24 protein-coding genes are annotated in these 24,948 nt (G+C 66.2%); 16 read left to right on the forward strand and 8 right to left on the reverse strand.

Features of this window, described 5'->3' with window-relative positions; all coding sequences use genetic code 11:
* The first annotated feature begins 24 nt into the window (after positions 1 to 24).
* On the forward strand, positions 25 to 2,022 hold the full coding sequence (locus M9952_05890; GenBank protein ID MCO5312455.1) for a mycofactocin system FadH/OYE family oxidoreductase 1: 1,998 nt from the start codon (positions 25 to 27) through the stop codon (positions 2,020 to 2,022).
* Entirely contained in the window at positions 2,022 to 4,004 is a 1,983-nt protein-coding gene (locus M9952_05895; protein ID MCO5312456.1) for a mycofactocin system FadH/OYE family oxidoreductase 2, read from the forward strand. The genes M9952_05890 and M9952_05895 overlap by 1 nt, the downstream gene beginning before the upstream one ends.
* A gap of 34 nt (positions 4,005 to 4,038) precedes the next feature.
* Here the strand turns inward: M9952_05895 and M9952_05900 are convergent, their stop codons facing one another.
* From M9952_05900 to M9952_05910, 3 genes are all read right to left on the reverse strand, one after another.
* Complete coding sequence (locus M9952_05900) at positions 4,039 to 4,536, reverse strand: hypothetical protein (GenBank protein ID MCO5312457.1); 498 nt, start codon at positions 4,534 to 4,536, stop codon at positions 4,039 to 4,041.
* A complete protein-coding gene (locus tag M9952_05905; protein ID MCO5312458.1) occupies positions 4,536 to 5,945 on the reverse strand; it encodes a multicopper oxidase domain-containing protein in 1,410 nt (469 codons plus the stop codon). The genes M9952_05900 and M9952_05905 overlap by 1 nt, the downstream gene beginning before the upstream one ends.
* A gap of 94 nt (positions 5,946 to 6,039) precedes the next feature.
* Positions 6,040 to 6,687 (reverse strand): response regulator transcription factor, encoded by a 648-nt coding sequence (locus M9952_05910; GenBank protein MCO5312459.1) that lies wholly within the window; start codon positions 6,685 to 6,687, stop codon positions 6,040 to 6,042.
* Between the two features lie 77 nt (positions 6,688 to 6,764).
* On the opposite strand from M9952_05910, the gene M9952_05915 reads away from it, so the two are divergent.
* The gene (locus M9952_05915) at positions 6,765 to 7,898 is read left to right on the forward strand and encodes a GAF domain-containing sensor histidine kinase (GenBank protein ID MCO5312460.1); all 1,134 of its coding nucleotides are present in this window, start codon (positions 6,765 to 6,767) and stop codon (positions 7,896 to 7,898) included.
* Between the two features lie 48 nt (positions 7,899 to 7,946).
* Here M9952_05915 and M9952_05920 read toward each other — a convergent pair whose 3' ends face one another.
* A complete protein-coding gene (locus M9952_05920) occupies positions 7,947 to 8,795 on the reverse strand; it encodes a patatin-like phospholipase family protein (GenBank protein ID MCO5312461.1) in 849 nt (282 codons plus the stop codon).
* Positions 8,796 to 8,900: 105 nt separating this feature from the next.
* A complete protein-coding gene (locus M9952_05925) occupies positions 8,901 to 9,953 on the reverse strand; it encodes an endonuclease/exonuclease/phosphatase family protein (GenBank protein MCO5312462.1) in 1,053 nt (350 codons plus the stop codon).
* A gap of 74 nt (positions 9,954 to 10,027) precedes the next feature.
* Here M9952_05925 and M9952_05930 point away from each other — a divergent pair, with 74 nt between their 5' ends.
* From M9952_05930 to M9952_05980, 11 genes are all read left to right on the forward strand, one after another.
* On the forward strand, positions 10,028 to 11,032 hold the full coding sequence (locus M9952_05930; GenBank protein ID MCO5312463.1) for a mycofactocin-associated electron transfer flavoprotein alpha subunit: 1,005 nt from the start codon (positions 10,028 to 10,030) through the stop codon (positions 11,030 to 11,032).
* Complete coding sequence (locus tag M9952_05935; protein MCO5312464.1) at positions 11,025 to 12,323, forward strand: FAD-dependent oxidoreductase; 1,299 nt, start codon at positions 11,025 to 11,027, stop codon at positions 12,321 to 12,323. The genes M9952_05930 and M9952_05935 overlap by 8 nt, the downstream gene beginning before the upstream one ends.
* Positions 12,320 to 12,625 carry a hypothetical protein gene (locus M9952_05940; protein ID MCO5312465.1) on the forward strand — a complete coding sequence of 102 codons (306 nt, stop codon included), beginning with the start codon at positions 12,320 to 12,322 and terminating at the stop codon, positions 12,623 to 12,625. Before M9952_05935 ends, M9952_05940 begins: the two co-directional genes overlap by 4 nt.
* A 112-nt stretch (positions 12,626 to 12,737) precedes the next feature.
* Positions 12,738 to 13,619, forward strand: a complete 882-nt coding sequence (locus M9952_05945; protein MCO5312466.1) for a mycofactocin-associated electron transfer flavoprotein beta subunit — start codon at positions 12,738 to 12,740, stop codon at positions 13,617 to 13,619.
* On the forward strand, positions 13,616 to 14,305 hold the full coding sequence (gene mftE, locus M9952_05950; protein ID MCO5312467.1) for a mycofactocin biosynthesis peptidyl-dipeptidase MftE: 690 nt from the start codon (positions 13,616 to 13,618) through the stop codon (positions 14,303 to 14,305). Before M9952_05945 ends, mftE begins: the two co-directional genes overlap by 4 nt.
* Complete coding sequence (locus tag M9952_05955; GenBank protein ID MCO5312468.1) at positions 14,289 to 15,128, forward strand: mycofactocin-coupled SDR family oxidoreductase; 840 nt, start codon at positions 14,289 to 14,291, stop codon at positions 15,126 to 15,128. The genes mftE and M9952_05955 overlap by 17 nt, the downstream gene beginning before the upstream one ends.
* The gene (mftF, locus tag M9952_05960) at positions 15,125 to 16,558 is read left to right on the forward strand and encodes a mycofactocin biosynthesis glycosyltransferase MftF (GenBank protein ID MCO5312469.1); all 1,434 of its coding nucleotides are present in this window, start codon (positions 15,125 to 15,127) and stop codon (positions 16,556 to 16,558) included. Before M9952_05955 ends, mftF begins: the two co-directional genes overlap by 4 nt.
* 67 nt (positions 16,559 to 16,625) lie before the next feature.
* Positions 16,626 to 17,084 carry an OB-fold domain-containing protein gene (locus M9952_05965; GenBank protein ID MCO5312470.1) on the forward strand — a complete coding sequence of 153 codons (459 nt, stop codon included), beginning with the start codon at positions 16,626 to 16,628 and terminating at the stop codon, positions 17,082 to 17,084.
* 1 nt (position 17,085) lies between these two features.
* A complete protein-coding gene (locus M9952_05970; GenBank protein ID MCO5312471.1) occupies positions 17,086 to 17,661 on the forward strand; it encodes an OB-fold domain-containing protein in 576 nt (191 codons plus the stop codon).
* Positions 17,661 to 18,740 carry a thiolase domain-containing protein gene (locus tag M9952_05975; GenBank protein ID MCO5312472.1) on the forward strand — a complete coding sequence of 360 codons (1,080 nt, stop codon included), beginning with the start codon at positions 17,661 to 17,663 and terminating at the stop codon, positions 18,738 to 18,740. The genes M9952_05970 and M9952_05975 overlap by 1 nt, the downstream gene beginning before the upstream one ends.
* A 1-nt stretch (position 18,741) precedes the next feature.
* Entirely contained in the window at positions 18,742 to 19,914 is a 1,173-nt protein-coding gene (locus M9952_05980; protein MCO5312473.1) for a thiolase domain-containing protein, read from the forward strand.
* A gap of 100 nt (positions 19,915 to 20,014) precedes the next feature.
* Here the strand turns inward: M9952_05980 and M9952_05985 are convergent, their stop codons facing one another.
* The 3 genes from M9952_05985 to M9952_05995 form a co-directional block, all read right to left on the reverse strand.
* Positions 20,015 to 21,058 (reverse strand): Rieske 2Fe-2S domain-containing protein, encoded by a 1,044-nt coding sequence (locus M9952_05985; protein MCO5312474.1) that lies wholly within the window; start codon positions 21,056 to 21,058, stop codon positions 20,015 to 20,017.
* A gap of 149 nt (positions 21,059 to 21,207) precedes the next feature.
* Positions 21,208 to 22,080 carry an amidohydrolase family protein gene (locus M9952_05990; protein MCO5312475.1) on the reverse strand — a complete coding sequence of 291 codons (873 nt, stop codon included), beginning with the start codon at positions 22,078 to 22,080 and terminating at the stop codon, positions 21,208 to 21,210.
* A gap of 100 nt (positions 22,081 to 22,180) precedes the next feature.
* Entirely contained in the window at positions 22,181 to 23,314 is a 1,134-nt protein-coding gene (locus M9952_05995; protein MCO5312476.1) for a beta-lactamase family protein, read from the reverse strand.
* Between the two features lie 112 nt (positions 23,315 to 23,426).
* Between M9952_05995 and M9952_06000 the strand changes: the two genes are divergently transcribed.
* Both M9952_06000 and M9952_06005 read left to right on the forward strand, forming a co-directional pair.
* Entirely contained in the window at positions 23,427 to 23,618 is a 192-nt protein-coding gene (locus M9952_06000; protein MCO5312477.1) for a ferredoxin, read from the forward strand.
* A gap of 57 nt (positions 23,619 to 23,675) precedes the next feature.
* Entirely contained in the window at positions 23,676 to 24,944 is a 1,269-nt protein-coding gene (locus tag M9952_06005) for an FAD-dependent oxidoreductase (GenBank protein MCO5312478.1), read from the forward strand.
* Positions 24,945 to 24,948 lie beyond the last annotated feature (4 nt).

Here is a 24,948-nt window from a genome sequence, read left to right on the forward strand (position 1 = left end):
CCATTCGAAGCGCCGAGCCGTGTCATGTTCGGCCCTCACGAGACCAACCTGGCACACGGGCGTGCGCTGTCGGACCGTCACGTTGCCTACTACGAACGTCGGGCCGCGGGAGGCGCAGGCGTCATCGTGGTCGAGGAAGCTTCGGTGCACGGAAGCGACTGGCCCTACGAACGAGCGCCGCTGGCGGCGGACGCTGGTCCGGGATGGTCGGCAATCGCCGCAGCCTGCCATCACCACGGTGCGGTGGTGCTCGCGGCGCTCGGGCATTCGGGCGGGCAAGGGTCCTCGGCCTACTCCCAGATGCCGCTGCTTGCGCCGTCGAGGGTTCCCGAGGTCAACACCCGCGAGGTGCCCAAGTGGATGGAGGTCGACGACATCGATGTGGTCGTGTCGTCGTTCGCCGAGGCGGCGAGGAGCGCGGTCGAGGCCGGCTGCGACGGGGTGGAGATCAACGCCGGGCAGTACTCGCTCATACGTCAGTTTCTCTCGGCGCTCACCAACCAGCGCGGTGACGAGTGGTCGGCGGGAACGAGGTTCGCACGCGAAGTTCTGACGACGGTTCGCGCTGCGGTCGGCGCCGACCACATCATGGCGCTGCGGCTGAGCGCTGATGAACTCGCCCCGTGGGCCGGCATCGTCCCGGAGGTCGGGGCGCAGATCGCGGCCGAACTCGCCGAATGGGTCGACCTGATCACCGTCGTGCGCGGTGCGATCTTTTCGACCGCGGCCACACGTCCGGATGGTCACACCGAGCCCGGGTTCAACCTCGAGCTGGCGTCGCAGGTGCGCAATGCGGTGCGCGAGCGTCACGGCGAACGCGTCGCGGTGTTCGCTCAGGGCTCGATCGTGGATGTCGGCCAAGCGCGTTGGGCCCTCGACGAGGCACGTTGCGATGGCGTTGAAATGACCCGCGCCCAGATAGCGGACGCCGACCTCGTCGCCAAGGTCCGGGCCGACCGCGCTGCGCACATTCGTCCGTGCATCCTGTGCAATCAAACGTGCAACGTGCGCGATGCCAGGAACCCGATCGTGACCTGTGTGGTCGACCCGCGAAGCGGCTACGAATGGCATGACGCGGAACCGGCCGTCGCCGGGGTTTCGAACGATCAGCGCCCGAAGCGCTCCGTTGTGGTGGTCGGCGGCGGCCCCGCAGGGCTGGAGGCCGCGAGAGTCGCGGCCCTCGCAGGCCGCTCGGTGACGTTGCACGAACGACGCGGACGCCTGGGCGGCATGACGACGGTTGCGGCAGCGGGCTCTGGACGTTCGCGGCTCGCCGCGATCGCCGAGTGGCTTGCAGTCGAAGTCGAACGGCTTGGAGTCGTCGTTCGATTGGGCTCAGAGGTCGCGGCAGGCGACCTCGACCCGGACGCTGACGTGGTGATCGCCACCGGTTCGGTGGACGCGCCGGCGTCCTACAAGGTGTCGCGTTCGGCGGTGGTGGTTACCGCGGCTGAGTTTCTCGAGCGAGGCGAGGCGGTCCTGCCCGATGGTCCTGTCTTCGTCTGGGATCCGATCGGGGGCCCGGTTGCCGTTTCGATTGCGGAGCGATTGTCGGCACCCGGCGAGGGACCGTCACGATCGGTCGTGTTGGCCACACAGGACAACATCGTCGGAAATGAGCTGAGTCGTTCGGGCGACCTGGCGCCGGCGAACGCTCGGCTACAGCAGGCGGGTGTCGTTCTGGAGCGTCGAACACTGCTGCGATCCGTCCGAAAGGGTGGCGTCGAGGTCGAGGATCGTTTCAGCGGCGAGACGCGCACGATCAAGGCCGCCGTCGTCATCGACTGTGGCCACCGGCTGCCTGACGAGGACCTGTATCGAGCCGTGTCGTCAGACGATGACCGGACCGCCACGGCGTCGCGACGTCGGGTGGTGCGGGCTGGCGACTCGGTTGCCCCGCGCTCGATTCTCGAGGCGATTCGTGAGGGTCGCGCCGCGATCGCAGCGCTCGACGGCGATGTCGCCGTGAGCGATGGCGTGGCGATGGGGCCGAAGCGGCTGGGTTCGGAGGCAGGGCACTGATGGCTGAGCAGATGTTGTGGTCGCCGTTGCGGCTCGGGCCGGTGACCTTGAAGAACCGGGTGGTGTTCTCGGCCCACCTGACGAACTATGCGACCCAGGACGGCAAGCCCTCCGACCAACACGTCGCCTATTACGCCGAGCGAGCGAAGGGTGGAGCCGGCCTCATCATCACCGAAGAGCACTCGACCCATCCGACCGACTGGCCCTATGAGAAGCTGATCCACGGGTTCAACCCGGCGGTGATCGATGGCTACCGCCGGATCACCGAGGCGGTCCACCGTCACGGAACGCCGATCTTCGCACAACTCAACCACAACGGCGGTCAGGCGTCGTCGATGTTCAGCCGCTTGCCGGTGTGGGCGCCCTCGGCGGTGCCCGACCCGCTGTTTCGCGAGGTCCCCAAGGCGGTCAGCCTCGCGGAGATCGCGGAGATCGTCGAGAGCTACGCACTCGTGGCACGCCATTGCCGCGAGGGCGGCTTCGACGGGATCGAGTTGCAGTGCTCTCACTCTTCGATCGTGCGCGGGTTCCTCTCGCCGGCGACGAACAAGCGAACCGACGGATACGGCGGCTCGATCCCCAATCGGGCGCGAATTCTGGTGGAGATCGTGGAGGCCGTGCGCCAGGCGATCGGCCCCTCGCTCGCGTTGGGGGTGCGCATCTGCGGCGATGAGTTGATCGACGGGGGTACCACGATCGACGACGCGCTCGAGGTCGCCAAGATCGTTGAAGCCACCGGAAACGTCGACTACATCAACACCTCGATCGGCGTGGCGACCGCCTCGCTGTTCATGATCGAGGCGTCGATGCACATCCCGCCGAACTACGCGATGTTCATTCCGTCGGCCATACGCAAGGTCGTCGATCTTCCAGTGGTCGGGGTCGGTCGTTTCAAAGACCCGCTTCAGGCGGAGCGAGCGCTGCAGGAAGGTCATTGCGATCTGGTGGGCGTCGTGCGCGGTCAGATCGCTGATGCCGATTTCGCCCGCAAGGCCCGTGCCGGTCACACCGACGACACACGATTGTGTCTGAGCTGCAACCAGGAATGCGTCGGTCGCATGGGCCTGAACCGCTGGCTGGGTTGCATCGAAAACCCGCGTACGGGCCGCGAATCCCAAGGGGTCGCCGAGGTGCGGCTCACCACGGCACCGAAGCAGGTCCTGGTGGTGGGTGCTGGGCCGGCGGGGCTGCAGGCGGCGATCGCTGCGGCCCGCAACGGCCACCGGGTCACCGTGGTCGAGGCGCATGCCGAGCCCGGCGGTCAGGTGCGCCTTGCCGCGTCGGTGCCCAACCGCGCCGAGTTCGGCGACCTCGTTCGTAACCAGCTCAGCGAGTGTCGACGCCTCGGCGTGTCGATCGAGTACGGCATCCGTGTCGACGCGGCGGAGGTCCGGCGCCGTGGCCCCGATTCCGTGGTCGTCGCCACCGGAGCCCGCGCCGCGCGGCCGTGGTGGGCTCCGGGCGATGCCGACTGGATCGTCGACGTTCGCGACGTCCTGGATGGGTCGAGCCATCCGGACGGCCAGGTGATCGTGCTCGACGAGCTCGGGTTTCACCACGCGACCTCGGTGGCCGAACTCCTCGCAGACCGTGGCGCGAGGGTGGAGGTCATCACCAATGGAATGGTCGTTGGTCAAGACCTCGGCATCACCCTCGACATGGAGAACTGGTGGATTCGTGCCAATGCCAAGGGCATCCTGCAGAGCACCGAACTGGTTCCGATGGGTGTGAGCGTGGCCGACGACGGCACCAAGACCGTCGAGTTCCAGCATCACCCCACGGGACAGATGCGCTCACGCACCCCCGACTGGGTGGTGCTGGCAGTGCCGGCCGACCCAGTCGAGGAGCTGTATCTCGAACTGAGCGGTGACGAGGCCTTGCGTGCGGCGGGAGTCGGTGTCGAACGGGTCGGAGACTGCGTCGCCCCACGTCGCGCACACGCAGCGATCATCGAGGGTGAACGCGCCGGAGCCGGCCTGTGAGCATTGGCGCAGCGGACGCCGCCGACGAACAGCTCTAAGGAGCTTGAACCTCGACGGTGCCGGTGAATATCTCGATTCCGCTGTAGCTGAATCGAAACACCCCGACCGTGTCGAAGGTGCGTACCACCGCGCCGCCCGCCGGGATCTCGAAGGATTCGAGTTCGGTACCGGCGTCGTCGAGTATCGCGACGGTGCGGGGCTCGGTGTCGGTGTTGTTGAAGGTCACCGGGGTTTCGGTGGTGACGGTGACGTAACCGAGACAAACGTGTTCGGTGTCCATGATCACGTGTGCCTGTTCGGCGGTGAGGAGATCGCCTGGCATGTGCATCTCGCACTGAAGCGCATCGCTCTCACTCGACATCACCCCGTGGTCGGAGCCATCGCTCGAGGTGCTGTTCGTGGTGGCTTCCTCACCTGAAGAAGCTGTGGTCGTCGTGACCGCAGCGTCCTCGGAGCCCGTGTCGCCACAGGCTCCGAGGACGAGGGTTGACGCCAGTGTCGCCGCGAGGGCGAGGCGCCGCGTCGGGGTCATCAGGCCGCTGCAGGATCCTGGACGACGACAGCGGTCACCATACCGAACATGCGCTCTGGTGTTTCCACGTGGTTGAGGATGTGGCAATGCCAGACCCATGTTCCGAGGTCGGTTGCCTTCACCAGGATGGAATAGCGCTCACCGGGACCGACCGTGATCGTATCGACCCAGAAGGGTTGATCGAGGGTGATGCCGTCTCGTGCCACCACGAGTTGTGGGAACCCGTGCATGTGCATCGGGTGAACCTGCAGACCTTCGTTGAAGTAGGTCACGAGGAACCAGTCGTCCTTGTTCACCACGACCGGCTCGGTGGAGGGGAAGCTCTTGCCGTTGAGGCTGTAGCCGATCGCTCCGGCATCGTTGAGGACCATCGGAATTTCCTGGACGATGTTCACGTCGTTGGGAACGTTGATACCCGAGACGGTCCTGCCGCGTGGGAGTTCGACGTCGCCGACCTGGAACACGCCGAGCATGCCGTTGGGGACGGCCTCCTCGCCGTGCATGTGAGCGTGGTACATGCCGTTGTTGCGGGTGTCGGCGGTGAACTCGTAGGTGAATGTTCCGCCGTTGGGAGCGATCGGGTCCTGGGTGTAGGGGGCCACACCGTCCATCTCGTTGGGGAGATGAATGCCGTGCCAGTGGATGTCGGTGCCGAGTGGAAGGTTGTTGGTCACCTTGATGCGAACGCGATCGCCGACGTCGACCTTGAACCACGGGCCGGGAACCTGACCGTTGTAGGTCCAGGCATCGACGAACTTGCCGGTTTCGACCTCCCACTTGGTGATGGCGGCGGTGAGTTCAAATTCCTTGGCTCCGTCGGCGGCGATGGTGAACTCCGCCGGGGTGTTGCCACGACCTTCGGTTGCAGCCTCGTCGGTGCCGAAGGACATCATGCCGGCCATCATGTTGTCGTCGCGTGCCTGTGCTTCCTCGGGGGTCAGCGAGGTGTGGTCGTGGCTGCTCGACCCTCCAGAGGCGGAGCCACCCGACTCGCCGACGGTCAACGTTGCGGTCATTCCGGATTCCTTGTGGCCGGCGACCGTGCAGATGATCTCATAGGAGCCAGCGGCGGCATCTTCGATCACGACGGTGGTCGACACACCGGGAGCGATCTCGTCGGTGAGGATCCCGAGATCGGCGATTTGGAAGTCGTGGGCGACCGAACCGTCGTTGGTGATGTTGATCATGATCTTGCCCGGGGTGGCGTTCAAGTCGCCTTTGATCGCGAACTCGCTGAGCGAGATGTTGAGGATTGACTCATCGCTGCCCGAACCCGAACCCGAACCCGAACCGCCACCGCCCCAAGCGGCGGTCGCGAGAACGATCACTCCGATACCGATGAGGTAGACGAGCGTGAACGCGCCAATGATCAGCCCGAGAGACCGGCTCTCACGTTTCTCCGTTGACATACATCCTCCACAGATGTCTGGTAGTTGAGGCACATCCTTACAGGGTCGATGGCTTGCGGGCAGGGACCGAAGTCCCCCGGGTGCGTGACCATCTTCACAAGGTGCCGTAGCGCTCCATGATCCGCGCAGCGTAGACCGCCGCCTGAGCCCGACGTGAAACCCCGAGTTTCGCGAACAGCGCGGTGACGCGGTTTTTGATCGTCTTTTCCGCAAGGTACATGTGCTCGGCGATCTCGCGGTTGCTCTTGCCCATCGCGATCAGTTCAAGAATCTCGCGTTCCTGGTCGGTCAGCGACTCAAGCGGCTCGTTCGCTTCACGGTCGGCTCGCACCCGTTCGAGCGACCGTGCCGTGACATCGGGATTCATCGTCGAGCGCCCCTGCGCCGCCGCTCGCACGGTGGCGACGATCTCGTTGCCTTTCAGCTGTTTGAGCGCGTAGCCCGACGCCCCCGCCAGCGCAGCTTCGATGAGCGATTCCTCGTCGTCGTAGGAGGTGAGGATGATGCTGTGCATGCGAGGTGCGCTCGAGCGCAGTTCGCGGCAGATTTCGATGCCGGACCCGTCCGGGAGTCCGAGATCCAACACCGCCACATCCGCGTTGCTCAGTGGGATCCGTGCGAGGGCATCAGCGACGGTCGCCGCCTCGCCGACCACTTCGAGGTCGGACTCGCGGTTGAACAGGTCGCGCAAGCCGCGCCGGACGATTTCGTGATCGTCGACGAGAAAGATCCGCGATCCCACGGCTCAATGTTGCACGATTCGCAGTGTCCCCTGCGACTCGATGGGTAACGGTTGTCACCCCCGCGTAGGCTTGCACCATGCAGGGTTCGCTCGGACGCGAGAACCAACGGCGTCTACTCGACGCGATCATTCACATCGGTTCGGAACTTGATCTCGCACCCGTTTTGCGTCGCATCGTCGAGGTCGCAACCGAACTCGTCGACGCGAACTACGGCGCGCTCGGCGTGCTCGACGAGACAAGAACGCATCTCGCTGAGTTCCAAACGGTTGGCATGCCCGACGACCAGGTCGACCGCATCGGCGAGCCCCCGAAGGGCCACGGCATTCTCGGGGTGCTCATCGTCGATCCCCGTCCATTGCGGCTTCCGGATCTCACCAAGCATCCAGACAGTTTCGGTTTCCCGCTCCACCACCCGCCGATGACGTCATTGCTCGGCGTACCGATCATCGTGCGCGGGGAGGCGTTCGGGAACCTCTATCTGTGCGACAAGCGAGACGGCGGTGTGTTCAGCAGCGAGGACGAGGTACTCGTGGTGGCCCTCGCGTCCGCTGCTGCGATGGCGATCGACAACGCCCGCCTCCATTCGCGGGTGTGCGACCTGGCGAGAAATGAGGATCGTGAACGCATCGCCCGCGATCTGCACGACACGGTCATCCAGCGGGTGTTCGCCGTCGGGCTGGGACTTCAGCAGGCGATGCTCATCGACGACCTCGACGAGGTCCGCGAGCGGATCGACACCGCCATCGATGAGCTCGACGAGACGGCGCGAGAGGTCCGGTCGGCCATCTTCGAGCTCAAGGCGGTCGAACGCAGCGCGCGGACGCTTCGCGAGTTGATTGCCAGCACCGCGGCCGAGGCGGCCCGGGTGCTCGGGTTCGAGCCGACCGTGACCCTGACCGGCCCCGTGAACGCTGGGGTGTCCGAAGAACGCGCGGTGCACGTGATTGCGGTGATTCGCGAGGCGTTGTCGAACGTGGCGCGCCATGCGGAGGCGACGGCGGTGACGATCACATTGTCGGTGGGTGACGGTCATCTGTCGCTGACCGTGGTCGATGACGGGGTCGGGGTTACCCCGGGCGAGATCGGCGGTCAGGGGCTGTCGAACATGGAAGGACGCGCCGCACGCTTCGGCGGGTCGATGCTGATCACCCCGGCGACGCCGCAGGGATCGGGCACTCGGGTGACCTGGTCGATTCCGCTGGAGGACTGACCCGCTCGTCGGGACCGACCGGGATCGGACACCGACCAGAAGGTTCCATCAGTGGCTGGCCGATCTGGCGATCTGGCGAATGCGGGTCTCGAGGCGTCGCACGACCGTGTCGTAGGCGACCGGATACAGCGACTTCGCCAGTTCAACATCCATGACGTTGCCAGGGCGCACCCCGATGCGCGACGCGAACGCCGCACCAGGTCGCAACACGATGGTCGTGCCGCCATGGCGTTCGCGCCAACGAGCCATTGCTCGTCGCGCCGCTTGTTCGAAGGCTCGTCCGACGGGGCCGAACACCGCCCCCGCGATCGGCAGGCTCACGATCAACAGGTCGGCGCCAGCGGCCGAACCCGCCGAGGCCATGGCGCGGACCCCGCCGTCGACGTAGCGCCGGCCGGCGATCTCGTGGGGCGAGAACACACCGGGCACCGCGGACGATGCGGCGATCAGATCGGGGAGGGGGAACCTGGAGGCGTCGAGCAGGTGATGGCGCATCGTCGGTAACGCCGTCACCGAGATGCGTACGTTGTCGAGGCGTGCCTCGCCGTAGATCTGCGCCGCCAACCCGCGCAACAATCCGGGGGAGCGGTCCGGTAGGTCGAGGTCGCCGAATCCGGCAAACTCATCGAAGCTAAGTCCGAGCCGTGCCGCGCCGCATGCCCATGATCCGGCGCTGGTTCCGATCGACGGAGCGGCGTCGACCGGGAGTCCGAGCGAACGCAGCGCGTCGATCACCGCCACATGCCAGGCGATCCCCATGGCCCCGCCGCCTCCGTAGACCACCGAAATGGTCGGGTCGCCCGAAAGGCGACTTCGACTCCGCGGCTTCGGACGGGCGAAATCGCTGAGGTCGATGACGCGCTCGGACGGTCCGACGAGAGCGGCTGCATTCAACATGTCGACATCGTGACAGGTGTCACGTCGCGTGGCGAATGGGAAGTTCGGCTCATCCGGTGAACGGCCCGTCCGAACAGCGTCCGGCCGGAGCACGAACCCGAGGAACTAGCGGATCTTCCAGCCGATGCGGACACTCAACGGCGGATGATCGCTGAGTGGCTCGCCCGCCGCGTCGACGAACCGATCGCTCACGAACCTGTGGGATTCGACACGGAGTTCGACGGTGGCGCCACTTCTCACTGCCACCTTGTCGATCTGGTCCCGTTCGGCGCACGAGGTGGCATCGCAGGAGTCGGTGAGCCCGGTGGACGCGAGAAACTCCTCCCAAATCCGGGTATCGGCACCGTCGCTGGCGTCTTCGTGGTCGCTGTAGGTGTGCAGGTTGGTGTCGCCGGCGACGATGACCGCGGCGTCGGTGCTGTGTTCGGCGATGAACGTGGCGAGTTGCCGGTAGTCGGCCACTTGGAGGTCCTGGTCGGTGGGGGATCCGCCCGCCTCGCCGTGGAGGTCATAGAGATGGACCAGGTCCCCTGACGGCAAGGTGACCTCGGTCATCAGGAATCCCTTCATGGCAGCACAGTCGGCCGCGCCGCCGTCGGAGGTGTCCAGGCCGCCGAAGCAGCCGTCCCATGGAACCCGACGAGTATTGGCGATCGGCAGGCGCGACAACACGCCGAGACCGTCGCCGATGAAGGGTTCCATCCGGGCGGCGAGGTCGAGACCGACCGCCTCAGGGCCAGGGTGCTGCTCGGTTCGGAATTCGTGGGTCGCATCGGCGCGGAGGCGGTCGTGGTAGTTCACGAAATCGAAGTTCGCAGCGAGAGGACCCCACCAGTCGAAGTCCTCCTGAGTGGCGACGATGTCGTAGTCGTTCAGGAGTGGACTGATCAGCGGGAGATGCTCGGCGGGATCGACCGACGAGATCTCCGCGGGCAGGCCGGCCACGTTGTAGCTGAGCAGCGTGAAGCTCCCCGAGGCGCCCTCCTCGGCCACCTCTTCGGCCCCCTCTTCGATGGTCGAGGTCGTGGTCGAGGGCGTCGCCGCGGAAGTGTCGCCCGAGGCCGAGTCGTCATCGCCGGAACAACCGGAGGCGAACAGCAGTGCCGTAGCCACGGCGGTCGCCAGAGCTGCGGTTGTCCAACGTGTGGTGCGGGTCATGGGGAACCAACCTACCCGTGGGGCTCGATCTCGTCGTTGAGGGCCGCCGTTGCCGCTCCTGTAACTTGTTGGCCATGTCAGGACGTCCGCTCGTCGTCGTGCCGGTTCGAGGAGGGGTCCTTCCTGCCGGTGGGCTCGAATCGATCGCCGAGGCGCAGGCCGCGGGCGATGCTCGCATCGTGCTCATCGGAGACGGCCTCGAAGCGGTCATCGCCGATCTCGCGTCGATCGCCGACTCGGTCGAAACGCTCGAAGCGGGCGCCTTCGCAGTAGCGGCCTGGTCGGCGCTGCTCGCCCCGTTGGCGGCCGAGGCCAGCTTCGTGGTGCTGCCCGGTTCTCCGGATGGGCGCGATCTGGCGGTACGTCTCGGAGCCCGCATCGAATGCGACGTCGTCACCGGTGCCCTCGCCGTCTCGGCCGACGCGGTCACCGTCAGCCATCACGGGGGACTGGTGCAAACGACGCTGCGACCGACGGGTCGATTCATCGCCACGCTGCAACCGAACGTCCGCGGGGTCGACGCCCACGGGGGTCCCGACACCGAGGAGTCGGAGGCGACGGTGGTCTCGCTCGCGGTGCAGGTCGAACCCTTGGCGACGGCACGCGACGCCGCTGTCGTGCGCGTCGAGGCCCCCGAGGCGTCCGCCATGGATCTGGCGGAGTCCGCTCGGATCGTCGGCGCCGGAGCGGGCCTGATGGCCGACGAGGGTCAGGCCGATGCGCTGCGCGCCCGGTTCGAGCGGCTTCGTGCCGTCGGAGCATCCCTCGGCGCGTCGATGGGCGCCACGCGGGTGGTGACCGACGCCGGGTGGGTAGGCCATGACCGACAGATCGGAACCACCGGAGTCGTCGTCGACCCCGAGCTCTACGTGGCGTTCGGCGTCAGTGGGGCGGTGCAGCACACCGCCGGTTTGGGCCATCCCGACCACATCATCTCGGTCAACCTCGACCCGCACTGTCCGATGATGGCCATGGCCGATCTGGCGGTGGTCGCGGACGGTGCCGCAACCCTCGACGCCATCGCCGAACTTCTGCACGTTGGTGACGGTTCAGCTCAGGAGGTAACCACCGATGGTTGACGTCGACGCGATCGTGGTGGGGGCCGGCCCTGCCGGGGCGGCTGCGGCAATTGCACTGGCCCGAGCCGGCAGGTCGGTGGTGTTGCTGGAACGCGGGCCGTTTCCGGGGTCGAAGAACATGTACGGCGGGGTGATCTACGGACGCATCCTCGACGGCATCGTGGCGAACTGGTACGACGAGGCTCCGATCCAACGCTGGATCACCCGGCGATCGACGATGATGATGACCGGCCATCAGGCGCTCACCATCGACTACCGGACCAGCACCTGGGGCGAGGCCCCCTACAACGGTTGCACGGCGTACCGGCCCGACTTCGACAACTGGCTCGCCGGCCATGCGACCGACGCCGGTGCGGAACTGATCTGTTCGACCACCGCCACCGGCCTGCTGCGCGAAGGCGGGCGCGTCGTGGGGGTGCGCACCGATCGCCCGGACGGAGACCTCACCGCCAAGGTGGTGATCGCGTGTGACGGGGTGAATTCCTTTCTTGCCAAAGAAGCCGGGATGTATCACCACACCGAGGCGGAGCACTTCACGGTGGGGGTCAAGGAGACCATCCATCTCGGCTCCGACGTGATCGATCAGCGGTTCGCACTTCGCGGCCGCGAGGGTGCGGACTTCGAGATCGTCGGCTGCACGGGCGGAATCCCCGGTGGCGGATTTCTGTACACGAACCTCGACACCGTAGCGATCGGTCTCGTGCTGCAGCTCCCGGGTCTGGGTGCGCAGGACAAGCGTCCGGAGCAGTTGATCGCCGACCTGAAGTCGCACCCGTCGATCGCCCCGCTCGTCGAGGGCGGCGAGGTCAAGGAATACAGCGCACACCTGATTCCTGAGGGTGGCTACAACATGATGCCGGACCTGGTCACCGACGGAATGCTCGTCGCCGGCGACGCGGCAGCGATGTGCCTGGCCGCCGGCATCTGGCTGGAGGGCGTCAACTTCGCGATCGCCTCGGGGTTCGCTGCCGGACAGAGCGCGGTCGACGCGCTTCGTCGCGGCGATACCTCAGCAGACGGTTTGTCGCGATACCGCCACCGGCTTGAGACGTCGTTCGTGTTGGCGGATCACCTCAAGCTCCGCGCGGTCCCCGACCTGTTGATGAACGAACGGGTGCAGCAGCGGTACCCGCAACTGGCGTGCAACGTCGCCGAGCGGATCTTCACGGTCGAGAACCCTCGGCCGAAACCGGGCTTCAACACTATCGTGAGATCCGAGCTCAAGGCGTCGGGGCTGAAGATGCGCGAGGTCCTCAAGGACGCCGTGACCGGGTTGAGGAGCTTCGGATGAACGCCAGCGAGGACAACTACCTCGACATCAGTTTTGAGCATCGCATGGGACTCGTTGAGTTCCGGGTCGCCGAGACGGCCCACATCACCGTCGACGGCGACGCGTGTCGCGGCTGCACGACGATGCAATGCGTGACGGCCTGCCCGGCGAATCTGTTCATCCCCACCTCCGACGGCGGCATCTTGTTCAATTACGAGCAGTGCTTCGAGTGCGGCACCTGCTACATGGTGTGCAACACCGAGGGCGCGATCTCGTGGAGTTACCCGACCGGCGGCCACGGCGTCGTGTTCTCGAAGTCCTAGGGGTTCGGCGGTGAACGACACGGCATTGAATGGGTTGAATCCCCTCGGACGAACGGCAACCAGCGGGGTACCGGCCGCTCTTGGCGTGCCGAGGAGCGCGATCGTCGTCTGCGTGAACTGGGTCGACCTTCACCCGGAGATCGACCTGATCGACGGTTCGATCTCGACCGACCGTCGCCGTTACGGGTTCTCCGAGGCCGACCGGGCGGCGCTTGAGGTCGGCCTCGGCATTGCCGATCGCGACCGCGGCGACGGCTGCGATGTGGAGGTTGTCGTGATGTCGGTCGCCCCGAGCGCGGCGGATGACTCACTGATCGAACTGGCGGCCTCGGGCGCCGACCGGATCGTGCGCATCGACGGTGACCCCGACGGTGATCCGGCGTTGTCGGCCGCCGCCGTCGGCCGAGCGCTCGCCCACGGCATCGAGGCGATCGGCGATGTCTCGCTGGTGGTGTGCGGCGACCTCGGGTTCGCTTGGGGCAGCGGCGCGGTGCCGGGATACATCGCACATCATCTCGAGGTGCCCCAGGCGCTCGGTGCGCTTGAGGTGTCAGCGGACGTAGACGCCGTGGGGGCCGCGAAGGTGGGCCCCTGCGACCTCTCGGTGCTTCGACGCCTCGACGGCGGTCGTCGCGAGCTGTTGCGGGTGCCCCGACCTGCGGTGGTGTCGGTCGAAGGTGCAGCGGCCCGATTGCGGCGGGCGCCGCTGCGCTCGGTCATGGAGTTGCGGCGACGAGGCATCAGCGCGGATTCGGCTTGTTCTCCGATGCCGTCGGGGTTGCTGGCCGAACACGTTGGGCCGATTCGTCCGCGGGCCCGTGTCCTGGCACCACCGGGTGCCGCCCGTGCGCTGGACCGCATCGCGGAGCTCACCGGAGCGTTCGTCGATCGCAACCCGCCCCGTACCGTCGAGGCCGAACCGGCCGAAGCTGCGGCGCTGATCGTCGAACAGCTGCGGACGTGGGGATACCTCACCGACGATCCGATTCCGTGACCGCACGACAGCTCGGCGACGCGACCTGGCCGGAGATCGCACAGCGTTTGTCAACGCTGGTGATCCCGCTCGGCTCGACCGAACAGCACGGGCCGCATCTGCCGCTCGATACCGACACGCGTATTGCTGTTGCGTGTGCGACGCGTCTGGTCGAGGCGCGCCCCGATCTCGTGCTGGGCCCGGCGATGGCCATCGGCGCCTCCGGTGAGCATGCGGGATTCGCCGGCACCTTGTCGATGGGGGCCGAGGTGTTCGAAGCCGCCATCGTCGAGATCGGCCGGTCGGCCGACGCGTTCGATGGGGTGATTTGGGTGAACGCCCACGGCGGGAACTCAGTCGCCTTGCGCAGCGCCCACGCGACGTTGGTGAGTGAAAGCCGGAGGTCGCTGGTGCTGCGTTGCGCGGTGCCTGGCGGCGACAGCCACGCGGGACGTACCGAGACCTCGATGATGCTGTCGATCGCCCCGCAGGTGGTTCGAAGCGACCTCGCCGCGCCGGGGCGCAGCGGACCCTGGGAGGAGTTGTCCGAGGCGATCCTGGCCGGGGGAGTTGTGGCCGTGTCCGACAACGGCGTGCTCGGCGACCCCGCAGGGGCGACGGCCGAGGAGGGGAAGCGATTTCTCGACGGGATCCACGCGCAATTTCTCGACGCGGTGGCACGCTGGATCGATGGCGACTCCTCCTGAACCGCAGAACCCGACCGGCGCCGGACCCGATGGTGGGGCCATCGTCGGGGTGGCGCTCGTCACCGGCGCGGCGCGGGGCATCGGCGCAGCGACCGTGCGTCGACTGCTCTCGCAAGGCTGGGGTGTGGTGGCGACCGATATCTGCGGCAACATCGACGGCCTCGGGTACCCGATGGGGACGCTGAAGGAGTTGAGGGCGGTCGTCGACGGTAGCGGTGGTCGTGGTGTCGCCGTTGTCGCTGATGTGCGCGATCGGCGTGCGCTCGACGCAGCGGTCGAGATCGCGCTCGACCGCTTCGGCCGCCTCGATGCCGCCATCGCCTGCGCCGGGGTGATGCTGGGGGCGACCCACGGGTGGGAGATGACCCCCCGGGCCTTCGACCTGTGCGTCGACATCAACCTCGGTGGAGTCCAGCGATGCGCCTCGGCGGCCCTGCCGGCGATCATCGAATCGGCGACCCCGGGGGCCGGAAGGTTTGTCGCCGTCGCGTCAGCAGCGGCGAGTTCGGGACGTCCGCAGATCGCGGCCTACAGCGCCGCGAAGGCGGGGGTGATCGGGCTCGTACGTTCGCTCGCCGCCGAACTCGCGCCGCTCGGGGTGACCGCCAATTGTGTGTCTCCGGGGTCGACCGACACGACGATTCTGGCCGCAAGCGCAGCCTTGTACGGTCTCGCCGATCCCGCCGAATTCGTGGCCCATCAGCCCGTCGGTCGTCTCCTCGACCCCGACGAGGTCGCAGCCGGCATCGCCTGGTTGTGTTCGCCGCAGCGTGGGGGCGTCACCGGCATCGTGTTGCCGATCGACGGCGGCATGTCCCTGTGACGACTCGCCGGTACCGACTCGCTGGGTCGGTTCGATCGGTCGCCGGTGGGCGTGGCCTCCTCGGCGGAGACCCGATTCGGTTGATGCGCCTGTCCGTAGCGGGGTCGCGTCTGGCGCGCTCCTGGGGCGATGACGGCATCGTGGTCGGCAGCGGGTCGGAGGCGGCCGATGCGTTGGCGGAACGGCTTGTCGACGCAGGGATGGCCGTGCCGGTCCCCGCACTGCTGACTCCGGCGGAGCTCGCCGCCGCGCTGGAGGACCTGACGGTGATCGTCCCCGTCTTCGAGCGCGTCGACGCGTTGGATCGCTGCCTGAAGGCCTTGCGCAACTCGGGGGTCCGCAACATCGTCGTGTGCGACGACGCGTCCCCGAACGGGGACGAAATTCGCGAGGTCTGCACCCGCCACGACGCCCGCGTGGTGCGACGCGGCGCCAACGGCGGCCCGGCCGCGGCCCGGATGACCGGTTGGGTGTCGTTGGAACGACCCGATGTCGGTTTCATCGCCTTTGTCGACTCCGACGTCGAGGTGTCTCCATCGTGGCTACATCCGTTGCTCGGACTGTTTGGCGATGAGCGCGTCGCGTTGGCCGCGCCGCGGGTGGCCCATCTCGAGACCGACGGCGGTGTGCTCGACCGCTATGAGGAAGCGAATTCACCGCTCGACCTTGGCGGTCGGCAGGCAGCGATCAGCGCCGGAACCCGGGTGTCGTATGTCCCGGCCGCAGCGCTTGTCGTTTCCGGCGCAGCCTTTTCCCAGGTCGATGGTTTCGATCGGAGTCTCAGCGTCGGGGAGGACGTCGATCTGTGTTGGCGACTCGTCGATTCCGGGTGGCGGTGTCGTTACGAGCCGGCATCGGTGGTGGAGCATCGCGGCCGGTCGTCGTTGGGGGCGATGCTGGCGCGGCGCATCGACTACGGGCGCTCCGCAGCACAACTCGATCGCCGACATCGCGGAGCGCTGCCGCCGCTGCGAGCCAACGTCTGGTCGTTGGCGGCGGTCGCCGCGCTCGGCGCCCGTCGCCCGGGCATCGCTGTTGCGTTGACGGCGTGGGCCGTGCGGTCGATGTCGAAACGGCTCGACGACATCGAACCCCGGATCGTGGCGCGTCTGGTGCTGTCGGGCGATGCCGGAGCCGGTCGTCAACTGGCCCGAGCCCTGGTGCGGCCATGGCTTCCGGTGACGTTGGTCGCCGGGGCGGCGTCGCGGCGGATTCGGCGTGTTGCGATGATCGCGGTGGCGGTCGACCTGTTGTGGCGTTGGGCGGAACGCTCGCCGCGTTTGGATCCGGTGCGGTTCGGCGCGTTATGCCTGCTCGACGATGCTGCATACACGCTGGGGGTGTGGATCGGGTGCGTGCGGGAGGGTCGCATCGGTGTGCTGTTGCCAGAGATCTCCATGGCAGCGCCGGGCTCGGCTGGCAAAAAGTAGAATCTGTTCTAGTATTTCGTTTCGCCCGCACGGGGGTGTGGGCTCTACGAAATGAAGGGGACAGTCCATGGGGAATGTCGCAGGGTCTTCGGACCTGCTCCGCGCCGACCTGGTGCTCGAATACCCGTTCAACCGGACCACCGGCCCCGTCATCGGAGCGTTCTACACCGGCCTGCGCGAGCAGGTCGTCGTGGGTATCCGTGACGCAGACGGCCGAGTCGTGTGTCCTCCGGTTGAATACGACCCGACGACCGGCGCGCCGCTAACCGAACTCGTGAAGGTGGGCGACACCGGCACGATCACCTCATGGACCTGGGTCGACAACCCTCGCGAAGTCGAGGCTCTCGATCGACCCTACGCTCTGGCCCTGATTCAACTCGATGGCGCGGACACGGCGATGCTGCAGGTCGTCGACGCACCCGGACCAGACGCACTCTCGACGGGTGCCCGCGTGAAGATCCGCTGGGCGGCCGAGCGCAGCGGCGCGATCACCGACATCGAAGCGTTCGAACTGGTGGAGGGCTGAGATGGCTGCTGAATCCAACATTGCCGAGTTGCCGGCCGGATTGTGGGCCCAGCCTGCGATCGACACCTCTGCTGTGGGCGAGGTTGTGGAAAACGACCCTGTTCAACGCGTTCGCCTTCCCGCCTCGATTCGCTACGACTTCGTTCCCGGCGTGGCGACGACCCGTTTCCTCAAGGGGCTGAAGGAAAAGAAGATCCTCGGAGAACGCGAGGCCGACTCCGATGATGTCTACGTGCCGCCCCGCGGCATGTCGCCCACCTCGGGCAAGCCGACCACGGTGCAGGTCGAGTTGCCACACAAAGGATCCATCGCGTCGTATTGCGTCGTGCACATCGGCTTCGGTGTCAACGCCCCGCCGACCCCGTTCGTATCGGCCCTCGTGTTGCTCGACGGCGCCTGCATCTCGATCTACGGACCCGTGCAGGAGATCGACTACGACAAGGTACGCATCGGCATGCGCGTCGAGCCCGTTTGGGTCGACGACGACCAACTCGACACGAGCTTCGAAAGCATCAAGTACTGGCGCCCGATCGACGAGCCCGATGTGCCCGCCGAGAGCCTGAAGGGACACATGTGATGGCCGCCGAATTCGCCGCCCCCTCCCGCGACGTCGCCATCGTGAGCGTCGCCCAATCCAAGCACGAACGCGCCATCGTTGAACGCAACGAGGTCGAGCTCATCCAGCCGGTCATCCAGCAGGCGATGGAACAGATCGGTGCCCACATCAGCGAGATCGACTTCGTCTGTTCGGGAAGCTCCGACTATCTCGCCGGGCAGGCGTTCAGTTTCGTGATGACCCTCGACGCCGTTGGCGCCTGGCCTCCGAAGTCGGAGAGCCACGTCGAGATGGACGGTGCGTGGGCCCTCTATGAGGCCTGGTTGAAGATCCAGGCAGGCCATGCCGACACCGCCTTGGTCTATGGCTACGGCAAGAGTTCGCCGGGCGACTTGCCTTCGGTGCTCAGTCGCCAACTCGACCCGTACTACTACCAGCCCCTGTGGCCGACCTCGGTCGCCCTCGCCGGCCTGCAGGCCCGTGCGATGCTCGACGCCGGCAAGATCACCGAGGCGGAGATGGCCCAGATCGCCTTCGACAGCCGCGAGGCGGCCAAGGCGAACCCGAACGCCCAACTTCAAGGTTCGGCTCCGGTCGAGGAGCTGCTGGCGGCGCCGCGCATCGCCGATCCACTGCGCCGCCACGACGTCGCGCCGATCACCGACGGCGGCTGTGCGATCGTGCTGGCCGCCGGGGATGCCGTCGCGAAGTGGGCCGATCGTCCGGCCTACATCCGTGGCATCGATCACCGCATCGACAGCCACAACTTCGGTGCCCGCGACCTGACCGATGTTCCGTCGGCACGCCTCGCCGCCGAACGCGCCGGAGTCGCCAATGGCCCAGTCGATGTGGCCGAACTCCATGCCCCGTTCACCCACCAGCACAAGATGCTGGTCGAGGCCCTCGGCCTTGGCGACGACGTCGACGTGAACCCCTCAGGTGGTGCGCTCGCCGCCAACCCGATGATGGGTGCGGGTCTCATTCGTATCGGAGAGGTCGCCAACCGGATCATGTCCGGTGAAGCGACCCGCGGCGTCGCCCATGCGACGAGTGGACACCTGCTGCAACAGAACCTCGTGGCAGTCCTGGAAGGAGCCTGACATGGCGAATCGTGCAGCAGTAATCGGAATCGGTCAGACCAAGTACTCCGCCGTGCGGGGCGACGTGTCGCTCGCCGGTCTTCTTCGCGAGGCCGTCTTTCGAGCACTGGACGACGCTCAACTCACGATGGATGACATCGACGCAGTTGTGGTCGGCAAGGCCCCAGATTTCTTCGAGGGCATCATGATGCCCGAGGGGTATCTCGCCGAGGCGCTCGGAGCGGTCGGCAAACCGCTGTTTCGGGTCCATACCGCTGGCTCGGTGGGCGGCTCGACCGCGATCGTCGCGGCCAGCCACGTCGAGGCCGGCGCCGCCGAGCGGGTGTTGACCATCGCGTGGGAACAGCAGTCGTGTTCCGAGGCGATGTGGGCGTTGTCGTTCCCTATCCCGTTCCAGCAGCAGTTGGTGGCGGGCGCGGGCGGCTACTTCGCCCCGTTCATCCGCGAGTACATGCGCCGTTCGAATGCTCCCGAGGACATCGGCATCCTCGTGGCGTTGAAGGACCGTCTGAACGCGTTGAAGAATCCGTATGCCCACCTGCATGAGCCCGACATCACCTATGACTCGGTGCGCGACTCGTTCATGTTGTGGGAGCCGATCCGCTACTCCGAAACCTGCCCGTCCTCCGACGGAGCGATCGCCATGGTGATTGCCGGTGAGGCCGCAGCCGAGGCCTCCGCTGCGGCCACCGGGACGAACCCGGCATGGATCCACGGCACAGCGATGCGCTCAGAGCCGGCGATGGCCAACGGACGAGATCAGGTCTCGCCACAAGCGGGCCAGGATTGTGCGACCGAGGTGTATCGCCAAGCGGGGATCGCCAACCCGATCGAGGAGATCGACGTCGTCGAAATGTACGTGCCGTTCTCCTGGTACGAACCGATGTGGCTCGAGAACCTGCACTTCGCCGCCGAGGGCGACGGCTGGAAGCTCACCGAGGCCGGCGAGACCCAGATGACCGGAAAGCTGCCGGTCAACTGCTCGGGTGGCGTGTTGTCGACAAACCCGATCGGGGCGTCGGGCATGATTCGCTTCGGCGAGGCCGCCATGCAGGTGCGCGGTGCCGCTGGCGAGCATCAGATCGACGGCGCCAAGCGTGCGCTCGGCCATGCCTACGGCGGTGCGGCGCAGTTCTACGCCATGTGGATCGTCGGATCCGACAAGCCGGAGTAGGAGGTAGCCATTCCCCCCAAAAGCCCGTTCTCCGATAACGAGTGGTCGTGATCACGACCACTCGTTATCGGAGAACGGGCTTTTCGCGTGTGCGAGAGGGTCAGGCGATGGGTGCGGAGCCGTACTTCTGGCTGGCGGACTTGCCCAACTCTTCCGCCGGGTAGCTGCCGTCGGGCGGATAGAAGTCGAGTGGGGCTTCAACCGGGGTCGTATAGAACTGCGAAGCCCACCGGCGAAATTTGGTGAAGGGGCCGTCGGTGTCGGCGAGGGCGGGACGGGGCACGAACGCCTTGTTTTCCCAGATCGGCTTGTCCTCTCGGACCTGCCGCGTCACCTCATCTACGAAAGCCGCACCGACACTGGAGTTGAGCGCAGCGTCGTCGCCGAGCTTGCGAACCGTGAAGGTGAAGCGCATCTCGCAGTGGTTCTCATCTACCGGAACGTTGGTGCCCATCAAGACGGTGTCGATGATGCCGCCGAAATGCACGACCGAAAGTCCGGGACCGAAGGAGTCGGAGTTGATGTAGCCCTCCACGACACCTCGGGGGGTGGGGAAGAGCTGCTTGGACTTCATGTTGGCGATCGGCCCGGTGGTCGTGTATTCGACGAGTTCGGGCACCTCTTCGGTGTTGTGGACGTATCGGAAGTGCGCTGCGTCGACCCCGTTTTCGGCGAGTTCCTGCCACGGTGCTGCGACCTGGAAGATCCGATGCACCGGCTCGGTGAAGTTGTCGGGGTCGTTGAATTCGGGAACGACGGGAACCTCCCACATCGGCTCGACATGGTCGGGGTGGTACCACGCGAAGATCAGTCCGTTGACTTCAACCGAGGGGTAGGTCTTGACCTTGCCCTTGGCGTTGGTGCGCGAGCTGTAGGGGATGAGGGTGTTGTTGCCGTCCTCGTCGAAACGCCAACCGTGGAAGGGGCATGCGATCTCACAGCCGAGCACCTTGCCGCCATGCCCAAGGTGTGCACCCAGGTGCGGGCAGAAGGCGTCTTGGACGTGTGAGGCACCCTCTTCGTCGCGCCACAACACGATGTGTTGGCCGAAGTACTGCAGCGGCTTGGTTTCGCCGACTGCGACGTCTTCAGACCATCCGATGCAGAACCAGCCGTACGGTACCGGGAAGGGTGAGCGCGCCATGATGAGCCCCCGTTGGGTCGTTCGAGGCCTGGCAGCCACGAAAAAACTAGAACGTGTTCTAGTATATCGATCGCTGATGGTGGGTCAACCGGGTCGGAGGTCCCGGACCGACCGCCGGTCCGGGACAGCGCGAACGGTTCGGGGCAGCGCTAGTCGTTCAGCCCGAACAGCCGCGCCGCGTTGTGGCGCAGGAACTTGGGCCAGACATCGTCGTTGAACGCCACATCGGGCAGGTCGCCGAAAATGCGCTCGAGGCTCAGTCCCATCGGGAAGTACCCTGCGTACATGATCTTGTCGGCGCCCCGCGTGTTCGCGTAGTCGATGATGGCCTTCGGGTAATGCTTCGGCCGAAACGCTGAGGTCGAGTAGTACAGGTTCGGCCACTTCAGCATCAGCTTGACGGCCAGGTCGACCCACGGCTCGGCCCCGTGACGCATCACGAACTTCAGCTCGGGGAAGAACCAGCACACCTCGTCGATGTACTCGACCTTCTGCGGTTCCATCGGCACGCGGGGTCCGGGGACCCCGACGCAGCACAGGACCGGAATGTCGAGTTCGCATGCCTTCGCGTAGACGGGGTACATCCGCTTGTCGTTGATCGCCACGCCCGGATTGCAGCCCGACGGAAACAGGGTGATGGCCTTGAGGTCGGTCGCCTGCGCAGCCGTATTGATCTTCTGGATCGCCTTCATGCCCTCGTTCGGATCGACCGACAGGCTCGCCAGGAACCGGTCGGGGTGTTGCACAGCAGCGTCCCACTGCACCCCGCCGCCGACCCGAACGCCGATCAGGGCCTTGTCGATGCCGAATCGGTCCATCTGCCCGATCGTGTACTCGACCATGTCATCCACGGTCGGGTCTTCGGGCACCTCTTTGAACATGTACTGGGCTGGAAACTTGAACGTCGCCGACTCAGCGTCGCGCAGATTCGGCTTCAAGAAGTCGTACCACGACTCCTTGTTGCCGGGATCGGGGATCCCCATCATGAGGTCGATGATGCCGATGTCTGTCGGAAAGCCCATACCCACAAACTAGTGCCGTGTCTGCGGACGTTTACACGTTGCGACGGCCAGTTGACTCCGCTCGCTGCCCGACGTGGCGAAGCGGCGCATGAGGTCGGGGTCAGTCGGGTTCGGTGAGCTGGCCGGCGAGCGACGCGATAGCGACGGTACGGCGTGCTTCTCGTAGAAAGTTCCGATCGATGCCGTTGGTGAGATAGCACAACGACAACCCGGTCTCCGGGTCGGCCCAGACGATCTGACCGGCCGCGCCGTTGTGCCCGAAGGTGCGCGGCGACACGGTCTTGCCCATGCCCCGAAGCGAACTCAACCCGTCGTCTCCGGCGATGACGAGACCGAGCGATCGATTCGAAGGGTGGCCGAGGATCGGGTCGGGCAGGGTGCCGCGAATGCGGCCCGTACCGTCGGCAAGCCACGCCGCGTCCATGAATGTCTCACCATCGGGCCGGCGATTGTGTAAGAGCGCCTGATAGAAGGACGCGAGGTCCGCCGCGTTCGACATCCCGCCGCCGCCGGGCACCCCGATCGCCCGCACCGCTGGATCGTTGAAGAACGTGAGCGCCTCGGGGGTGACCTCGCCGAGATCGTAGGTGCGGACTCCGAACGCCGCCTCGAGTTCGTCTGGCGTCGGCGCTTCGCCGATCGGGGCCATGTCGGCAACATCGCCCTGCTCGTCGGGGGCGACTCCGAGGGCCAAGGACCGCAAGCCGAGCGGAACAAGTACCCGCTCACGTACCGACTCGCGGTAGTCGCGTCGGTCGACGCGTTCGATGATCTCGCCGAGCACCCAGTGCGCCGAAGTCGGGTGGTACTCGAACTGTGTGCCCGGCTCCCAGTTCAGGCGCCACGAGGCCATCTTGTCGATGCGCCACGATCGGTCCGCCCAGCGTGGTGGCCCGATCGGTGCTCTCGGGAAGCCGCCCTGGTGGATCATCACCTGTTCGATGGTGATGTCACCCTTGCCCTGCCCGGCGAACTCCGGGAAATGGCGCGCGACCGGATCCTCGGGCGCGACGGCGCCCTCGGACATGAGTTGCCACATCACCGTCGCGATGAGGGCCTTGGTGGCCGAGAAGATGTTGTAGCGGGTCTGTGGCGTCGCGGCGCCGAATGACTCCGAGACCACGACCTCGCCGTCCAACCCGATCGCAATCTGCACCGAGGGCAACAGCCCGGCCTCGACCTCACGTCTGGCCCGTTCCAGCAGTTGCGCAACCCGGTTCTCGTTCAAGCCCATGGGCGAACGTTACCGCCTCTGTTCCACTGTGACTCTGGGCACGTTCTGAGCATCGCCTGCAACGTGTTCTAGAGTGACGCGCATACGCGTCACGTTCATGAGGGGAACCGAGATGAAGATTGTTGTCGACTACGACGTCTGCGAATCGAATGCCGTGTGCATGGGGGTCGTCCCGGAGATCTTCGAGGTCCGAGACGACGACTTCCTCTACGTGCTCGATGAGAACCCCGGCGAGGAATGGCGCGAGAAGGTCGAGGAGGCCGCGCGCCGCTGCCCGAAACAGGCGATCACCGTCGTCGACTGACGGTGCCTTGCGGCGTCGGTGTCGACCACTGATCCAACCCATCGGAGCTGAAAGACGTTGTATCTCGAACGGATCGTTGTCGTCGGGGCGTCGCTGGCTGGGCTCACCGCTGCGGCGACGCTGCGCAACAAGGGGTGGGACGGTGAGTTGATCGTCGTCGATTCCAACCCGCAGATGCCTGCCGATCGGCCGCCGCTGTCCAAGCAGGTGCTCCGAGGCGACATGAGCGGGGCACAAGCCCAAGAGGCCTTGTCGTCACGGATCGAAGGTTGCGAGGTCGACGTGCGCCTCGGTCTTCGCGTCGCCGGTGCGGGCTTTGCCCCCGATGACCTGCGGCTGAAGTTTCACAACGACCACGAGCTGACCTGCGACGGGGTGGTCATCGCGACCGGCTCGGTGGCGCGGTGGCCGGCAGGGTTCCTCGTCGAGACCCCCGAGTCCACGCCGAACGAGCCGAAGCTGGTGCCCTCGCTCAGCGGCGTCCACGTCGTTCGCAACCTTTCGGATGCCGAGGCGTTGCGGGACGATCTCGCCGCTGGCCCCGATCGGCTCATCGTCGTCGGCGCGGGGTTCATCGGCGCTGAGGTGGCGGCGACCGCTCGAGGGCTCGGGGTTGAGGTGACCATGATCGAGGCGGCGGCGCTGCCGCTGAATCGGGTGCTCGGGGGAACCGTGGGCGAGTTCATCGCGGAGCTTCATCGAGACGAAGGGGTGGATCTGCGGCTCGGAGTAGGTCTCGACGAGGTGCTCGGCGCCGATGGCCGAGCGGTCGGCGTGCGGCTGAGCGACGGCACCATCGTCGACGGCTCCGTAGTCGTGTTGGGCCTCGGCGCCGCGCCGCAACTCGACTGGCTCGCCGGATCCGGTGTGTCGACCGACAACGGAGTGGTCTGCGACGAGACCCTGTGGTGCGGACCCGGCGTTGTTGCGGCCGGGGATTGTGCCAACTGGCCTAACCCACTTTTCGGCGGTGCTCGAACGCGTGTCGAGCAGTGGGAGAACGCCATTGAACAGGGCGAAGCGGCCGCGCTGCGGCTCCTCGCCGCGGACGAGGCGAACGACTGGGGGACGCCCGCTGCGTTCTCGTCGGTGCCCTGGTTCTGGTCGGACCAGTACGACGTGAAGCTTCAGATGGCCGGCCGACCGGACGCCAGCGACGAACTCGTGGTGATCGACGGCGATGTCTCCGAGCGCCGCTTTGCGGTCGCGTATCGACGTGGTGATCTGTGCACCGGCGTCGTCGCGGTGAACCGTCCACGAATCGCGGTCATGGCGCGGATGCGTATGCGCGAGTCGCTCGAGTGGTCACACGTCGTGCCCAGCTGATGAC

It is taken from the genome of Microthrixaceae bacterium, from assembly GCA_023957975.1.
Taxonomy (GTDB): Bacteria; Actinomycetota; Acidimicrobiia; order Acidimicrobiales; family Microtrichaceae; genus JAMLGM01.

Coding starts and splice junctions, on each gene's coding strand:
- M9952_05890 (MCO5312455.1), top strand. CDS start 25: ATGTTCGGCCCTCACGAGACCAACCTGGCACACGGGCGTGCGCTGTCG.
- M9952_05895 (MCO5312456.1), top strand. CDS start 2,022: ATGGCTGAGCAGATGTTGTGGTCGCCGTTGCGGCTCGGGCCGGTGACC.
- M9952_05900 (MCO5312457.1), bottom strand. CDS start 4,536: ATGACCCCGACGCGGCGCCTCGCCCTCGCGGCGACACTGGCGTCAACC.
- M9952_05905 (MCO5312458.1), bottom strand. CDS start 5,945: ATGTCAACGGAGAAACGTGAGAGCCGGTCTCTCGGGCTGATCATTGGC.
- M9952_05915 (MCO5312460.1), top strand. CDS start 6,765: ATGCAGGGTTCGCTCGGACGCGAGAACCAACGGCGTCTACTCGACGCG.
- M9952_05920 (MCO5312461.1), bottom strand. CDS start 8,795: ATGTTGAATGCAGCCGCTCTCGTCGGACCGTCCGAGCGCGTCATCGAC.
- M9952_05925 (MCO5312462.1), bottom strand. CDS start 9,953: ATGACCCGCACCACACGTTGGACAACCGCAGCTCTGGCGACCGCCGTG.
- M9952_05930 (MCO5312463.1), top strand. CDS start 10,028: ATGTCAGGACGTCCGCTCGTCGTCGTGCCGGTTCGAGGAGGGGTCCTT.
- M9952_05935 (MCO5312464.1), top strand. CDS start 11,025: ATGGTTGACGTCGACGCGATCGTGGTGGGGGCCGGCCCTGCCGGGGCG.
- M9952_05940 (MCO5312465.1), top strand. CDS start 12,320: ATGAACGCCAGCGAGGACAACTACCTCGACATCAGTTTTGAGCATCGC.
- M9952_05955 (MCO5312468.1), top strand. CDS start 14,289: ATGGCGACTCCTCCTGAACCGCAGAACCCGACCGGCGCCGGACCCGAT.
- M9952_05965 (MCO5312470.1), top strand. CDS start 16,626: ATGGGGAATGTCGCAGGGTCTTCGGACCTGCTCCGCGCCGACCTGGTG.
- M9952_05970 (MCO5312471.1), top strand. CDS start 17,086: ATGGCTGCTGAATCCAACATTGCCGAGTTGCCGGCCGGATTGTGGGCC.
- M9952_05975 (MCO5312472.1), top strand. CDS start 17,661: ATGGCCGCCGAATTCGCCGCCCCCTCCCGCGACGTCGCCATCGTGAGC.
- M9952_05980 (MCO5312473.1), top strand. CDS start 18,742: ATGGCGAATCGTGCAGCAGTAATCGGAATCGGTCAGACCAAGTACTCC.
- M9952_05985 (MCO5312474.1), bottom strand. CDS start 21,058: ATGGCGCGCTCACCCTTCCCGGTACCGTACGGCTGGTTCTGCATCGGA.
- M9952_05990 (MCO5312475.1), bottom strand. CDS start 22,080: ATGGGCTTTCCGACAGACATCGGCATCATCGACCTCATGATGGGGATC.
- M9952_05995 (MCO5312476.1), bottom strand. CDS start 23,314: ATGGGCTTGAACGAGAACCGGGTTGCGCAACTGCTGGAACGGGCCAGA.
- M9952_06000 (MCO5312477.1), top strand. CDS start 23,427: ATGAAGATTGTTGTCGACTACGACGTCTGCGAATCGAATGCCGTGTGC.